Source organism: Planomonospora alba (genome assembly GCF_039534085.1).
Lineage (GTDB): Bacteria > Actinomycetota > Actinomycetes > Streptosporangiales > Streptosporangiaceae > Planomonospora_B > Planomonospora_B alba.
Window position 1 is genome coordinate 1 of record NZ_BAAAUT010000014.1, and the last position, 14,317, is coordinate 14,317.

At 75.1% G+C, this 14,317-nt stretch carries 16 protein-coding genes; 7 read left to right on the forward strand and 9 right to left on the reverse strand.

Annotation, left to right across the window (positions count from 1 at the left end):
* Positions 1-62 precede the first annotated feature (62 nt).
* The 3 genes from ABD823_RS10460 to ABD823_RS10470 are packed head-to-tail and all read right to left on the reverse strand — an operon-like array spanning position 63 to position 2,070.
* The gene (locus ABD823_RS10460; RefSeq protein ID WP_344858279.1) at positions 63-770 is read right to left on the reverse strand and encodes a DUF3618 domain-containing protein; all 708 of its coding nucleotides are present in this window, start codon (positions 768-770) and stop codon (positions 63-65) included.
* Positions 746-1,144 carry a phage holin family protein gene (locus ABD823_RS10465; RefSeq protein WP_344858281.1) on the reverse strand — a complete coding sequence of 133 codons (399 nt, stop codon included), beginning with the start codon at positions 1,142-1,144 and terminating at the stop codon, positions 746-748. Before ABD823_RS10465 ends, ABD823_RS10460 begins: the two co-directional genes overlap by 25 nt.
* Positions 1,141-2,070, reverse strand: a complete 930-nt coding sequence (locus ABD823_RS10470; RefSeq protein ID WP_344858283.1) for a hypothetical protein — start codon at positions 2,068-2,070, stop codon at positions 1,141-1,143. Before ABD823_RS10470 ends, ABD823_RS10465 begins: the two co-directional genes overlap by 4 nt.
* Before the next feature lie 302 nt (positions 2,071-2,372).
* On the opposite strand from ABD823_RS10470, the gene ABD823_RS10475 reads away from it, so the two are divergent.
* The 3 genes from ABD823_RS10475 to ABD823_RS10485 are packed head-to-tail and all read left to right on the forward strand — an operon-like array spanning position 2,373 to position 5,615.
* Positions 2,373-3,497 carry a sugar ABC transporter substrate-binding protein gene (locus tag ABD823_RS10475; protein ID WP_344858285.1) on the forward strand — a complete coding sequence of 375 codons (1,125 nt, stop codon included), beginning with the start codon at positions 2,373-2,375 and terminating at the stop codon, positions 3,495-3,497.
* A 5-nt stretch (positions 3,498-3,502) separates the two neighbouring features.
* The gene (locus ABD823_RS10480; RefSeq protein ID WP_344858287.1) at positions 3,503-4,339 is read left to right on the forward strand and encodes an ATP-binding cassette domain-containing protein; all 837 of its coding nucleotides are present in this window, start codon (positions 3,503-3,505) and stop codon (positions 4,337-4,339) included.
* Positions 4,332-5,615: a sugar ABC transporter permease gene (locus ABD823_RS10485; protein WP_344858288.1), complete on the forward strand. Its 1,284-nt coding sequence runs from the start codon at positions 4,332-4,334 to the stop codon at positions 5,613-5,615. Before ABD823_RS10480 ends, ABD823_RS10485 begins: the two co-directional genes overlap by 8 nt.
* A 63-nt stretch (positions 5,616-5,678) precedes the next feature.
* Here the strand turns inward: ABD823_RS10485 and ABD823_RS10490 are convergent, their stop codons facing one another.
* On the reverse strand, positions 5,679-6,410 hold the full coding sequence (locus ABD823_RS10490; protein WP_344858290.1) for an NAD(P)-dependent oxidoreductase: 732 nt from the start codon (positions 6,408-6,410) through the stop codon (positions 5,679-5,681).
* Between the two features lie 153 nt (positions 6,411-6,563).
* Between ABD823_RS10490 and ABD823_RS10495 the strand changes: the two genes are divergently transcribed.
* Positions 6,564-7,268: a TetR/AcrR family transcriptional regulator gene (locus tag ABD823_RS10495; protein ID WP_344858292.1), complete on the forward strand. Its 705-nt coding sequence runs from the start codon at positions 6,564-6,566 to the stop codon at positions 7,266-7,268.
* Between the two features lie 74 nt (positions 7,269-7,342).
* On the opposite strand, the gene ABD823_RS10500 is transcribed toward ABD823_RS10495, so the two are convergent.
* From ABD823_RS10500 to ABD823_RS10510, 3 genes are all read right to left on the reverse strand, one after another.
* Positions 7,343-8,344: an anti-sigma factor RsbA family regulatory protein gene (locus tag ABD823_RS10500; RefSeq protein WP_344858294.1), complete on the reverse strand. Its 1,002-nt coding sequence runs from the start codon at positions 8,342-8,344 to the stop codon at positions 7,343-7,345.
* Positions 8,341-8,736: an STAS domain-containing protein gene (locus tag ABD823_RS10505; protein ID WP_344858296.1), complete on the reverse strand. Its 396-nt coding sequence runs from the start codon at positions 8,734-8,736 to the stop codon at positions 8,341-8,343. The genes ABD823_RS10500 and ABD823_RS10505 overlap by 4 nt, the downstream gene beginning before the upstream one ends.
* Before the next feature lie 174 nt (positions 8,737-8,910).
* Complete coding sequence (locus ABD823_RS10510) at positions 8,911-9,582, reverse strand: hypothetical protein (RefSeq protein WP_344858298.1); 672 nt, start codon at positions 9,580-9,582, stop codon at positions 8,911-8,913.
* Between the two features lie 38 nt (positions 9,583-9,620).
* On the opposite strand from ABD823_RS10510, the gene ABD823_RS10515 reads away from it, so the two are divergent.
* Positions 9,621-10,601, forward strand: coding sequence for an NAD-dependent epimerase/dehydratase family protein (locus ABD823_RS10515; protein ID WP_344858299.1), 981 nt, complete (start codon positions 9,621-9,623; stop codon positions 10,599-10,601).
* Positions 10,602-10,814: 213 nt separating this feature from the next.
* The gene (locus ABD823_RS10520) at positions 10,815-11,180 is read left to right on the forward strand and encodes a VOC family protein (RefSeq protein ID WP_344858301.1); all 366 of its coding nucleotides are present in this window, start codon (positions 10,815-10,817) and stop codon (positions 11,178-11,180) included.
* Positions 11,181-11,297: 117 nt separating this feature from the next.
* Here the strand turns inward: ABD823_RS10520 and ABD823_RS10525 are convergent, their stop codons facing one another.
* Entirely contained in the window at positions 11,298-12,089 is a 792-nt protein-coding gene (locus ABD823_RS10525; RefSeq protein ID WP_344858302.1) for an aspartate/glutamate racemase family protein, read from the reverse strand.
* 77 nt (positions 12,090-12,166) lie between these two features.
* Here ABD823_RS10525 and ABD823_RS10530 point away from each other — a divergent pair, with 77 nt between their 5' ends.
* Positions 12,167-13,153, forward strand: coding sequence for a LysR family transcriptional regulator (locus ABD823_RS10530; protein ID WP_344858303.1), 987 nt, complete (start codon positions 12,167-12,169; stop codon positions 13,151-13,153).
* Here ABD823_RS10530 and ABD823_RS10535 read toward each other — a convergent pair.
* A complete protein-coding gene (locus ABD823_RS10535) occupies positions 13,104-14,234 on the reverse strand; it encodes a hypothetical protein (protein WP_344858305.1) in 1,131 nt (376 codons plus the stop codon). The two genes, ABD823_RS10530 and ABD823_RS10535, sit on opposite strands and share 50 nt — an antisense overlap.
* Positions 14,235-14,317: the final 83 nt, after the last annotated feature.

The following is a 14,317-nucleotide window of genomic DNA, read 5'->3' on the forward strand; positions in this document are numbered from 1 at the left end:
GGCCTGACACCCGGCGCACCGGGCGCGGCGCCGGGCGCCCGCGCGGGTCCCGGGAGCCCCGGTCAGGAGCCGGACGCGGAACGGGTCCGGTCGGCCACCTGCCGGGCCTGGTCGCGGGCCTCGTCGCCGGTGGTCCGCGCCGCCTCGGCGGCGGTCTCCTTGACCTGCTCGGCGGCCTCCCTGGCGACCTGTCCCGCCTCCTGGCCGAGCTGCCTGGCCGACTCCCGCACCGCCTCGGCGACCGGCGCGGCCATCTCGCCGACCTGGTCGCGGAGCTGCTCGGCGGCCCGCTGCTCGGCCTCGGTCCTCGGGATGAGCGCCGCCGCGAGCAGGCCCGCGCCGAAGGCGATCAGGCCGGCCGCCAGCGGGTTGCCCTGGGTTCCTCGCATCGCCTGCTCCGGTGCCTCCCTGACCGCCCCCGCGGCCTGCTGCGCGCCCTGCCGTACGGCGTCCGCCGCTCCGGAGGCGGCGTCCCGGACCGTGCCCGCGGTCTCCGCGGCGGTCTCGCGGACCGTGCCCGCCGCCTCGGCGGCGGTCTCGCGGACGCTCTGCGCGGTCTGCCCGGCCTGCCGCCGCACCTGGTGGGCGGCGTGGGCCGGGGTGCCCATCACCCGCTCGCGGACCACGCGCATGCGCTGCCGCATCCGGCCGGTACGGCGCTGCACGATCCGCGCCGGGCTGGTCTTGTCCGCGAGCCGCTCCACGTCGGCGGCGAGCTCCGCCCGGGTGGCCGCGATCTCGGCCCTTATCTGGTCAGGTTCCGCGCCCATCGCGCATCCTCCTTGAGTGTCTCGATGGTCTGCTCCGGCGTGGGCGACACCTGCCGCAGCCGGGCCCTGCCCGTCGTGAACAGCGCCGCACCCGCCCCCGCCCACAGCACGGCGGCGATCAGCGCGGCCCAGCCCAGGCCGATGGCGTCGCCCAGGGCGAACACGAGCGCCAGCGTCACCAGCAGGGCGGTCATCGCGGCGGCGAACCCGGCGCCGCCGAGCAGCCCGGCCGCCTTGCCTGCCTTGCCCGCCTCCTGCCGGATCTCGGCCTTGGCCAGTTCCACCTCCTGGCGGAACAACCGCGACAGGTCCTCCCCGATCTCACCGACCAACTGCCCCAGCGAGGGCGGCTCGGGCTCGACGGGTGTGCTCATCGCGGCTCACCGCCCCGGTCCGTCGGCGGCGGGGTCACCGGGGTCCCGGGGAAGCGCTCCTCGCCGGGCACCGGCCCGGTGCCCGCCGTACGGTCCGGCGGGCCGTACGGGGCGGACGGGCCCGCCGCGGTGGAGGGGCCGGGCGGGACTGCGGGGCCGGGCGGGACGGCGGGGCCCGGCGCGATCGGGGGCGGGGTGACGGGCGGGACCGGACGGACCGGGGCCGTCGGCGTGCCGGCGTCGTCGTCGGAGCCCCAGGCGCCCTGCGCGATCCTGTCTCCGCCGTCGCTCCAGGCGCGCCCGGTGCCGCCCTCGGGCCAGGGACGCCCGGAGGCGCCGTCGTGGTCCCGCCCGGTTGCGCGGGTACCGGCGTCGCCGTCCCCCGCGCCGGCGGAGCCGCCGGTCTCCGAGGCGGCCTTGGCGATCCTGCCGACCAGGAAGCCGGCCGCCAGCGCCCCGGCCAGGAAGGCCCCCGGGCGGCGGCGGGCGAAGTCCTGGACCTCCTGCACCACCCCGGCCAGGCCGTTGCGCTCCAGGTAGTCGGCGGCCCGCCGCCCCCCGTCGGCGACCTGCCGGACCACTCCTCCGACCGGGGAGTCGGGCTTGACGGCGTCACCGGCGGCGGCCAGTTCGTCGGCCCACTGGCGGATGCCCTGGGCGGCGCGCCTGCTCTGCCGCCACGCCTGCTCGTCCGCGCGGCCGCGCAGCTCGTCCACCACGCGGCGCACCTGGTGGCCCGCCTCCCCGGCCACCGCCCGGGTCTGCTCACCGGCGGTCCCGGCCACCTCCCCGACGGCCGATCTGGTCTGCTCGGCCGCCTGCCGGGCGACCTCGCGCAGCTCTCCGCCCTGTTCCGAGCGTTCCGGGTACTCCCGGCCTTCCCGGTGTTCCGGGCGACCCCCCGCCCCGGCTGGATACTCGCTCACCGAATGCCTCCAAAGGTCGTGCATCCTCGGTCCGCCGCCCCGTACCCGGGGACCCCATCGGCATTCGCAAATCGCCAAAAACGATTCCAAACCATATTTATGGGACAAATTTCCGCAGGTTCCGGGAGGACGTGCGGATTCCGCCAAGCCCGCCTCCGGCTCCCCGCCGGTCGGCCAAGACCTGCCCAAGGTCTGCTCCGGCCCGGAGTCGCGGTTCCGGCCCCGGGTACGGCCCCGCCTAAGGGCATCGGCCTGCGATGCGCGTTCGAGGGTCACGGTGAGGACCGTTCGGGGGGACTGCGGTGAAGACGGTGCGACGGACGGCGGGCGGCCTCGCGCTCGCCCTGGTGCTGGGGACGGCGGCCTGCGGGACCGCGGGGCAGTCGGGCGGCACCATGACGCCCGCCGGGACCTCCCCCGGGGCCACGGGCGGGACCGAGACCGCGGGCTTCAAGATCGGGCTGCTGCTGCCGGAGACGAAGACCGCGCGCTACGAGAAGTTCGACCGGCCGTACATCCAGCAGGAGGTCGCGGCGCTCTGCCCGACGTGCGAGGTCGTCTACGCCAACGCCAACCAGGACCCGAACCAGCAGCAGCAGCAGGTCGACTCGATGCTCACCAACAACGTCAGGGTGCTCATCCTCGACCCGGTGGACGCCAAGGCGATCGCCTCGTCGGTGGCCAAGGCCAAGCAGCAGGGCGTGAAGGTGGTCGCCTACGACCGGCTCGCCGGAGGCCCGATTGACGCCTACACCTCCTTCGACAACGTGCAGGTCGGCAAGATGCAGGGCGAGGCGCTGCTGAACGCGCTCAAGGCGGGCGGCGACCCCAAGCGCGGCCCGATCGTGATGGTCAACGGCTCGCCGACCGACCCGAACGCCGGCGACTTCAAGAAGGGCGCCCACTCCGTCCTCGACGGCCAGGTGACCATCGGCAAGGAGTACGACACCCCGGACTGGAGCCCCGACCAGGCCAACACCCAGGCGGCCGGGGCGTTCACCGCGCTCGGCGCGGACAAGGTCATCGGGATCTACTCCGCCAACGACGGCATGGCCGGCGGCATCGCCCGGGCGATGCAGAACGCCGGGGTGCCCAAGGGCACGCCGCTGACCGGTCAGGACGCCGAGCTCGCCGGCATCCAGCGCATCCTGCTCGGCACCCAGACGATGACGATCTACAAGCCGATCAAGCCCGAGGCGCAGAACGCCGCCCGGCTCGCCGTCGACCTCGGCTCCGGCAGGCCGGTGCAGGGCACCTCGACCGTGGACAACGGGACGAGCACGCAGATCCCCGCGATCATCATCAAGCCGATCGTGGTCACCAAGGACAACATCAAGGACACGGTGGTCAAGGACGGCTTCTGGACGGTCGCGGAGATCTGCACCGGCGAGGTCCAGGCCGCCTGCAAGGACGCCGGGCTGTCATGACCGCGGTGAGCGAAGAGCCGATCCTGGCCGTGCAGGGCGTCTCCAAGCGCTTCGGCGCCGTCCAGGCGCTGTCGGACGTCGAGCTCGACGTCCACGCCGGTGAGGTCGTCGCCCTGGTCGGCGACAACGGCGCGGGCAAGTCCACCATCATCAAGGTGATCGCGGGCGTGGGCCCCGCCGACAGCGGCGAGATCCGCTGGGAGGGCAGGCCCGTCACGATCGCCAGCCCGTCCGCGGCGCAGGAGCTGGGCATCGCGACCGTCTACCAGGACCTCGCCCTGTGCGACAACCTCGACGTGGTCGGCAACCTGTTCCTCGGCCGGGAACTGCGGCGCTTCGGCCTGCTGGACGAGGTGGCGATGGAGAAGCGCGCCCGCGACCTGCTGCGCACGCTCTCCATCCGGATCCCCAGCGTGCGCATCCCCGTGGCGTCCCTCTCCGGCGGCCAGCGGCAGACCGTGGCGATCTCCCGGTCGCTGCTGGGCGAGCCGCGGATCGTGATCCTGGACGAGCCGACCGCGGCCCTCGGCGTGGAGCAGACCGCCCAGGTCCTCGACCTGGTGGAGCGCCTGCGCGACCAGGGGCTCGGGGTGATCCTGATCAGCCACAACATGGTCGACGTGATGGCGGTCGCCGACCGCGTCGCCGTACTCCGCCTGGGTCGCAACAACGGGTGCTTCGACGTGGGGCGGACCACGCAGGAGGAGATCATCGCCGCGATCACCGGGGCGAGCGACAACGTGGTCACCCGGCGCCGGGCCCGCACCGACCGCCCCGCCGGCCTGCCCTGGGAGGAGCGTCCCGGTCAGGACGACCGGCCCGGGGAGGGCACCGATGGCTGAGTCCAGGGGAAGGCACCGGGCGGACGAGACCGCGCCGCCGGCGGGGCCGGCCGCCGAGGCCCAGTTCGACCCGCGGGTGCTGGTCCGCGAGCGCGGCCTGGCGGGCTACGCGGAGGAGTTCAAGCGCAAGGTCCGGGGCGGCGAGCTCGGCTCCCTGCCCGTCGTGATCGGGCTGGTCCTCATCTGGGTCATCTTCCAGAGCATGAACAGCCAGTTCCTGTCCCCGCAGAACCTGTCGAACCTCAGCATCGACATCGTGGCGACCGGCCTGATCTCGGTCGGCATCGTCTTCGTGCTGCTGCTCGGTGAGATCGACCTGGCCGCGGGCGCGGTCAGCGGGACGAGCGCGGCGGTGCTGGCCGTGCTGCACGTCAACAACGGGTGGAACCCGGTGGCGGCGATCGCCGCGGCGGTGGCGACCGGGATGCTGCTGGGACTCGTCCACGGCGCGTTCTTCGCCGCGGTCGGCGTGCCGTCGTTCGTGGTCACCCTGGCCGGCATGCTCGGCTGGACCGGGCTCCAGCTCTGGGTGCTGGGCCCCAGCGGCACCATCAACCTGCCCTACGAGGGCCTGGTCGCCTCCCTCACCAGCACCTACTTCAACCAGGTCATCGCCGCCTACGGCCTGGCCGCCCTGGTGACGGCCGTCTTCTTCGCCGCCTCGGTCACGGGCAACGCCCGCCGCCGCGCCGCGGGCATCCCCTCGCGCACCATGGCCGACATCGTCCTGCGCACCGCGCTCCTGGCGCTCGGCTCGTTCGCCGTGGCCTACGTCCTCAACCAGTACAAGGGCCTGCCCCTCGCCCTGCTGATCTTCCTGCTGGTGGTGGCCGCCGCCGACTTCGTGCAGCGCCGTACCCGCTACGGGCGGAACGTCTTCGCGGTCGGCGGGAACATCGAGGCGGCCCGGCGCGCGGGCGTCAACGTCGCGGCGATCCGCGTCTCGGTCTTCATGATCTCCGGCGCGATGGCGGCGGTCGGCGGCGTCTTCGCCGCCTCCCGGATCGCCTCGGCCAGCCAGGCGACCGGTCAGAGCAACGTGCTGATGATGGCCATCGCCGCGGCCGTGATCGGCGGCACCAGCCTGTTCGGCGGGCGCGGCACGGCCTACTCGGCACTGCTGGGCATGCTGGTCATCCAGTCGATCGCCTCCGGCATGGCGCTGCAGGGCGTGAGCAGCTCGATCCAGTTCATGGTCACCGGTGCCGTGCTGCTGGCCGCCGTGGTGATCGACTCGCTCTCCCGGCGCAGCCAGAAGGCCTCCGGCCGCGCCTAACCGGGCGGGCGTCCCCGCGGCCGGCCCTCCGTACGGCCCCCTCCGTACGGCGTGCCGCCGGGATCACTCCGGCCGGGCGTGCGCGCGCGCCGAGGGCGTCAGGCGGCCGACGATCGCCGGGGCCTCGTGGACCAGCCGGTCGTCGGTGAGCGCCTCCACCATGAACAGCGCGAAGTCCACCCGCCGGGTGCGGTTGCTCGCCAGGACGGGGTCGCCGACGTGCCGGCTCCACACCGGCAGCCCCTGGCTCTCGCCCTCCTCCAGGTCGCTGCCCCGCACGACGGTCCAGCGGGTGTCGCTGGCGAAGATCCGGCGGCACGCCTCCACCTGGTCGTCGATGTCCGCCACGCGCGAGAGTCTGGCGATCAGGCCGAACGCCTTGACGAACGCCCGGAGTCCGAGGGTGTAGCGGTCCTTCCCGTCGCGCGTGATGTGCCACCCGCAGGAGAAGACCAGCCGCGCCCCCGGGGGCGCGTGGTCCAGCACCGCCTGGGCCGTCCCGCTTGAGTAGCCCCGCATCCCCCAGGGGACCAGCACCGTGAGCACCCCGTCGCACCCGGCGACCGCGCGCCGGATGACCTCGCGGTCGTCGGTCGCCCCCGGCACGACGGTGATGCGGTCCGCGAACTCCGCCAGTTTCCCGACGCTCCGCTCGCGGCACACGGCCACCACCTCGTACCCCCTGTCCAGGGCGTGCCGGACCATGTACCGCCCCAGTTTCCCGGAGGCGCCGACGACGCAGACCCTCATCCCGCCCCGGTCGCCGGCTCTCCCCGATCCTTCGCGTGCGTCCATGCCCTCTCCCTCCGCACCGGCCGCAGGACCGCGCCGCGCGGCACTCCGCCGGATGCCTTACACCTGTAAGGCGCAAATCGACGCTATCCTTACGGCCGTAAGGCAGTCAAGGGCCCGGACCGTCGCGGACGTCGGGGAGCACGGAGAGAGCGCATGACATCACGCCCCGACCGGCGCCGGGCGCCCCGGACCTCGTTGAGCAGGGAGCGCGTCCTGGAGGCCGCCGTGCGCGTCGCCGACGAGAAGGGCATCGCGTCGGTCACCATGCGCAAGGTGGCCGAACGGCTCGGGGTCGAGGCCATGTCGCTGTACCACCACGTGGCGGGCAAGGAGGAGATCCTGGACGGGATCGTCGACCTCGTCTTCGAAGAGATCGAACCGCCCTCCCCCGGTGCCGACTGGAAGACCGCCATGCGCCGGCGCGCGGCCTCCGCCCGCCGGGCGCTCGCCCGGCACCCCTGGGCGCTCGGGCTGATGGAGTCCCGGCGCAACCCCGGCCCCGCGACGCTGCGGCACCACGACGCGGTCATCGGGAGCCTGCGGGCCGCGGGATTCTCGATCGGGATGGCCGCGCACGCGTACTCCGCCATCGACAGCTACGTCTACGGGTTCGTCCTGCAGGAGGCGAGCCTGCCGTTCGGCACGCCGGAGGAGCTCGGCGACGTGGCGGAGTCGATCACCCGGCGGATGCCGGACGGCGTGTACCCCCACCTCGCCGAGATGATGGCGGACCACGCCCTGCGGCCGGGCTACGCCTACGCCGACGAGTTCGCCTTCGGGCTCGACCTGATCCTCGACGGCCTCGAGAGGATCCTCAACGGCCCGGACGGCCCGCGCCCCCCGGCCCGGCCGGACTGACCGGCCCGGCTACGCCTCCCCGCCGGACATCCCCGCCCGCCACGCGCATCGGCCCGCCGGGCCGCTCCCGGCCGTCAGACGTTCGCCGCGTCCCCGGCGCCCCGGACGTACGGCAGGGGGTCGGCGCCGTCCAGGTCGAAGTAGACCCGGATCGTGGTGCCGTCCCGCCCGGTGTGCACGCGGACCAGGTCGGACAGCAGCTGCGTGACCAGCAGGCCGCGTGAGCCCGGCTGGTAGACGGGGGTCGGACGGCGCCCGGCCAGCGGGTCGGTGATGTGGCCCGCGTCGCTGACGTCCAGCACCGCCCGCCCGTCCTCCCGCCACATGCGCACGGTCCCCGAGCCGCCGCCGTGGTCGAGGCTGTTGGCGGCCAGCTCGCTGGCGATCAGCCGCAGGTCCTCCAGCCGGTCACCGGACAGGCCGAAGCGGGCGGCGTGCGCGGCGGCGAAGGCGCGGACCCGGCCCAGCGGGTCGTCGCAGAAGCCCGCGCCGTAGCTCAGCTCGGCGGCGTCCGCCGGGTGGGGCAGCGGCCGGTTGCACGCGCTCAGCACGCGCTCCAGCGCGTAGTCGGCGCTCCGTCGGCGGCCGGCGCCGTCCACGAGGACCGGATGGGTCATCCGCGCGTCCTCGATGGCCTCATCGGGCAGGCCGCCGACGTCGTACGGGCACAGGATCACGGCGTCCCGGCCGGCGAACGCGAGGTTGATCAGCGCCTCGTGCTGGACGCACGCCACGTACTCGGCCGCCGAGCGGCCGGGCCAGATCGGCTCGCCGACGATGCGGACGCGCCGGCCGGGGTGCAGGTCGGCGAAGGCCCGCAGCACGGCGGGGATGATCCGCCCGGGGTTGCGCCCGGCCCGGCTCATGTCGATCATCCGCACCTCGCGGGCCGCGTCACCGAGCGCGTCCCGGATCAGGCCGAGGTTCCCCTCGGGCACGGCCACCGCGACCGGCTCGCCGGCGGCCAGACCGTCCCTGACGAACGGCACGGTGCCCGCGAGGTACTCGGCCGCGTCCCGGTAGAAGAGCGCCGGGTGGTCGAAGGGGTCTGCGGGGGCGGACGGTGCGACGTTCATGGACTCTCCACCACGACCGGAAGGGGGTCGGATCCGATCAGGGTCAGTACGGTTCTCAGTATGCGGGGCGGGTGGTGCAGGAATATCCGTTTTCCCGGAGGAAGAGTGCCCGCCGCGTCGGTTATCAACCACGCGCCCCGCACATCGATGAACCTCAGCCCCGCGAGGTGGAGATGGACGTCGCCCGCGCCCGCGGCCGCCGCGGTCAGCGCCTCGGACCACGTGTCCCTGGTCGTGCGGTCGATCTCCCCGACGACCTCGATCCCCGCCGGGGGATCGACGAGGTTGACCGCCAGGCCGGGCGGGGCGCTCCGGGGGGCGGGACCGGACGGGGGAGCGGACAGGGGCGCGCGGGGCGGGCCGCCGGAGTCGGCTCTCGGCTGAATCGTCAAGCGGACCACCCCGGGTATAGGCATCACTTCTGTCAACGTACCCGCTGCTCCTCCCCGGGGGAAAAGAGAGCGGGCCCCGCGGCCACGCCACCGGTCCGCACCCCGCCGGGCGCGCCACGGGCCCGCACCCCGCCGGGCGCGCCACGGGCCCGCACCCCCGCCGGGGCCCGGCCGTCACGGGCCGAGGACCTCGATGACCCTCCGGACCGCGGTGGACCAGGGGCGCGCGGGGACCACGGGGACGCCGGCCTCGGCGGCCCGCGCGGCGAGCCAGTCCCCGTAGCGGGCGCTCACCTCGGCCCGCCCGGTCTGCTCCCCCGCCCCGGGCTCGCGGCGGCGGTAGTTCTCCACCAGCTGCGCCCGGTCCGGCTCGTGCAGGAACGCCGCCACGACGTCCCCGTGCCCGCCGGGGGCGTCCCCGCCCCCCTGTGGGCCCGGCGCGCCCGCCGTCTCCGGGGCGCCCGCCGTACGGCCCGCGCCCCCGCCGTACCGCCCGGCCAGCTCGGCCGCGAGGGAGGGCAGGAGATAGTCCCCTTCGATGACCACGGGGGTGCCGGTCTCCAGATGGTTGGCCACCACCGCCTCCACCGCGGGAGCGAGCGCCTCGCAGGTGGCGATCTGCAGCCGGACGATCTCGTCGGGCGGCAGGTGCGCGGCCTCGGGATGGGTGTTCCAGTAGTGCAGCAGCGGCTGCTGCTCCGGTGTGGTCACCGCCTGGAGCGCCTCGACGATGTCGTCGAGCTCGACGAGCGCGACCCCGTAGCGCCGGGCCAGCGGGTAGCTCACCCGGCTCTTGCCCGTCCCCGACGCACCCCCGAGCAGGAGCACCTTCCATCCGCCGACCATGCCGCGCAATTTATCCCATGTAGGGAAAGATGCCTTGTATGCGAATTCTGATCATCGGCGGCACCCGGTTCGTCGGACGGCACATCACCGAGGCCGCCCTCGCCGCCGGGCACGAGGTCTCCCTCCTCCACCGGGGCCGGACCGGCCCCGGCCTCTTTCCCGAGGCGGAGCACCTGATCGCCGACCGCGACACCGGCCTGGCGATCCTGGGCGGCCGCGCCTGGGACGCCACGATCGACGTCAGCGCCTACCTCCCGTCCCAGATCGACGCCCTCGCCGACGCGGTCGCGGGCCCGGCCGGCGGCGGCGGGTACGTCTTCGTCTCCACCACGGCCGTCTACGCCCGCGACCAGAAACCGGGCTTCACCGAGGACGCGCCCCTCGTCGAGACCGGCGGCCCGGTCCCCGAGACGGTGACGAGCGAGACCTACGGCCCGCTGAAGGTCCTGTGCGAGCGGACCGCGGCCGAGCGGTTCGGCCCCGGCACGCTGGTCGTCCGCCCGACCTACGTGATCGGCCCGCACGACTACACCGGCCGCTTCACCTACTGGGTCAACCGCATCGCGCGCGGCGGCGAGGTGCTGGCCCCAGGCGACCCCTCGGCCGCGATCCAGGTGATCGACGGGCGCGACATGGCCTCCTGGATCGTCGCCATGGCGGGCAGGGGCTCCGGCGGCACCTTCCACGCGGTCAGCCCGCCCCCGCCGTTCACCTTCGGCGACATGCTGGAGCAGATCGCGGCCGAGGTCGCCCCGCCGGGCACCACGCTCACCTGGGTGGACGCGGACTTCCTGCACGCGGAGGGCCAGGACGGCCGGTCCCTGCCGCTCTGGGCCGGGGGCGGCGACACCTCGGCCAACACCGCCGACCCGTCCGCCGCCCGCGCCGCCGGTCTGGACCCGCGCCCCTTCCGGCAGTCGGTCCGCGAGATCCGCGCCGCCGAGGCGGACTACGCGGTCGAGACCACTATCACCCCCGAGCGGGAGGCCGAGATCCTGTCCGCCTGGCACGCCCGCTAGCTGTATCGACCCGCAGGGTCGTCGACACGGCTGATCGGGGGACGGCCTCCGCCACCCGGCGCCGTACGGCCTCGCGGCCCTGCCGCCGCGGGCCGTGCGGCCGGTGTCCCGCGCGGCCACGGCCGTTGTCCCGCGCGGCCCGGTGAGGGCTCCGGCGAGCGGGCATCCGCGCACCGGCGGGATACCCCCCGGATCATCGGGCATGATCGGCGCATGCTGGAGATCAAGACGGTGGTCATGGGCGTCGGCGACGTACGGCGGGCGGTGGAGTTCTGGAGCGGGGCGCTGGGCTACGTGCCCCGCGGAGAGGTGAGCGACGAGTGGGCGGTGCTCGCCCCCGCCGCGGGCTCCGGCGTCGCGGTGGCCCTCGACCGCAGCGCCGTCCCCGCGCAGGAGCACCCGCGCGTGCACCTCGACCTCTACGCCCGCGACACCGCCGACCAGGCCGCCGAGGTCGAGCGGCTGCTCGCCCTCGGCGCCGAGCGGGTCGACTGGGACCTCTACCCGGAGGACCCCGACTTCGTCGTCCTCGCCGACCCCGACGGCAACCGCTTCTGCGTCATCGACCCGACGCACTGACGACCCGACGCACTGACGACCTCACCCGCTGACGACCTGACCCGCTGGCGTCCCGACGCACTGACGACCTCACCCGCTGACGACCTGACCCGCTGGCGTCCCGACGCACTGACGACCTCACCCGCTGACGACCTCACCCGCTGACGCCCCGGCCCCGCCGGGACCGCCTGTCCGGCCCGGCGTGCCCCCGTCAGCGGCCCGGCCCGGCGCGCCCGCCCCGGCCAGGGCCAGGTCCACCGCGCGCTCGGCGTGGATGCGGGTGGAGTCGAAGACCGGGACCGGGCTGTCCTGCTGGCCGACGAGCAGCGTGATCTCGGTGCAGCCGAGGATCACCCCCTGGGCGCCGCGGGCGGCCAGCTCGGCGATGACCTCCCGGTAGGCCGCGCGGGAGGCGTCCTCCACCCGCCCCCGGGTGAGCTCCCGGTAGATGACGTCGTGCACCAGCGCGCGGCCGGGGTCGTCCGGCACCAGGACCTCGATGCCGTGCCGGCGCATCCGCTCGCGGTAGAAGTCCATCTCCATGGTGAAGCGGGTGCCGAGCAGTCCGGCGGTCGTGAGGCCGACGGCGGAGATCCGCTCCGCCGTCGCGTCGACGAGGTGCACGAACGGCACCGTGAGCGCGGCCTCGACCTCCGCGGCGACGTGGTGCATGGTATTGGTGCAGAGCAGGACCAGGTCCGCCCCGCCGCCTTCCAGGGTCCGGGCCGCGCCGGCGAGCAGCTTCCCCGCCGCCGCCCAGTCGCCCGCGCGCTGCATGGCCTCGATCTCCGCGAAGTCCACGCTCAGCATCAGGGTCCGCGCGCAGTGGTGGCCGCCCAGCCGGCGGCGGACCTCCTCGTTGATCAGGCGGTAGTACTCCGCCGACGACTCCCAGCTCATCCCGCCGATCAGGCCTATGGTCCGTGTCATGCCCGCATCCTCGCCCGGCGGGGCACCCCATAGGTAGACGTGTTCTTCTTGGGCGAGACCCAAGGAACACTTATGGCATGCCTTCCGGGATGGACCCCCACCGCCTGCTCGTCTTCCGCCAGATCGCCCGCGCCGGGTCGATCGCGGGCGCGGCCCGCGCCCTCGGCTGGACCCAGCCCGCCGTCAGCCAGCACCTGCGCGCGCTCGAACGGCAGGCCGGGATGGCGCTGGTGCTGCGCCGCCCGCGCGGGGTGGAGCTGACCGAGGCGGGCCAGGTGCTGCTCCGCCACGCCGACGCCGTCGCCGTCCGGCTGCACGCCGCCGACGACGATCTCGCCGCCCTGGCGCACCTGCGGGCGGGCACCGTACGGCTGGCCGCGTTCCCCTCGGCGAGCGCCACGGTCGTCCCGGCCGCCATGAGCCTGCTGGGCCGCCGCCACCCCGGCGTGGACGTACGGCTCCGCGAGGCCGAGCCCCCGCAGGCGCTCGCCCTGCTCGCCGCCGGGGAGGCGGACCTGGCCGTGACGTTCGCGCACGCCGGGCAGGAACCGGCCGGCGACCCGGCCCTGGTGCGGGTCCCGCTCGGCGAGGACCCGGTCCTGCTGGTGCTGCCCCGCTCCCATCCGCACGCCGCGGGCGACGACGGCGACGGGGACGGCGGCGACGGCGGCAGCGGGCCGGACACCCCGGTGGACCTGCGGCTGCTGGCGGAGGAGAAGTGGATCGCGGGCTGCGAGCGCTGCGCCGCCTTCCTCCGCCGGACCTGCGAGGAGGCCGGCTTCACCCCCGACGTACGGCACGGCACCGACGACTACGTGGTCGTCCAGGCGCTGATCGCCCGCGGGCTGGGCATCGGGCTGCTCCCCCGGCTCGCCCTCGACGCCTTCACCGGCCCCGGTGTCGCCGTCCGCCCGGCGCGCGGGCTGCGCCCCCGGACCCTCCACCTGGTCCACCCCCGCGAGGCCGACCAGATCCCCGCCGTGCGCGCCGCCGTGCGGGCCCTGCGCGACGTGCTCACCCCGGCGCGCCCCGGGCGTCCCGTGCCCCCTGGTAGCCGCCCCTGACCAGCAGCACCGCGGCCGTGAGGTAGGCCACCGCGCCGAGCAGGGTCTGGGTGAGGAGGGCGGGCGGGTACCAGTCGGGCCCTGAGCCGAGGACCCCGGGGACGGGCTCGTCCGCGGCCCCGCTCTGCGTGAAGGGCGTGGCGGCCGATGCCACCAGCAGCAGGAGCAGGAACGGGATCCCGGCCGCCCCCAGCACGGCCGGCAGCGGGGCGGCGGCTCCGCGGCGGCGGACGGCGGCGGCCAGCGCGAGCGCGAGCGCCCCGGCGACGGCGAAGAGCACGCCGTACCACCGCAGGAGCCCGGCGGCGTCGTCCAGGTAGAACAGCCCCGGCCCCGCGTACGCGCCCTCCGGGGCGGTCCGCGCCTCCTGCCGGGCGAGCCGCCCCGCCTGGCCGATCGCGACGGAACCGAGCACCGTGACGTGCACGCCGACCAGGGGCAGGTGGGCCAGGAGCAGCGGCACCGTTCCGGGGACCGGCACGGCCCGCTGGTGTGCGGCGGCCGCCCTGGCGAGCAGGAACACGTTCACCAGGTGGGCCGTCGCCGCCGCACCCAGCAGCGCCGACCGGGCCGGGACGTACCAGTCGGGCAACCGGCTCCGCACCAGGGCGACGGTGTCCTCCGACAACAGGACGTCCGGTCCCGCGCCGGTGAAGAGGGCGACGACCGCCAGCCCGGCCAGGTAGGGCGGTGTGAGCAGGCCCGCCAGGAGCAGCCCGGCGGTCTCGGCACGCCGCCGGCGGCGGTCCAGCAGGACCGCCACCGGCGCGAAGAGGATCGCCGCGACCAGGAAGAAGCCCACGACCGGGCCCGCGGGCGCCGAGGCGCTCTCCCCGTGGCGCGCGAGCTCGGTCCACGTGCCGTCGGCGATCCGCCCGGTGGAGGCGGCCCGGTCCGCGACCGCCGCGCCCGCGGCGCGGTCCAGCAGGAAGACGGCCGAGCCGAAGAGGGCGGCCTGGACCGCGAGCCCGATCCCCCGGCCCCTCCTCCCGGCGGTCCCGTCCGCGGCGCCGGCCGCGGCGGTCCCGGGCACGGCCCCGGCCGTGTCCCCGCTCTCGGCCGGGTGGTCATCGGCGTCCATGTCCGGGTGTCCTCCGTGTCCGGGGCGTCCATGTCCGGGGCGGGCGGGTCGGGGGAGGCCCGCCCGGACGGCCCGCCCGGACG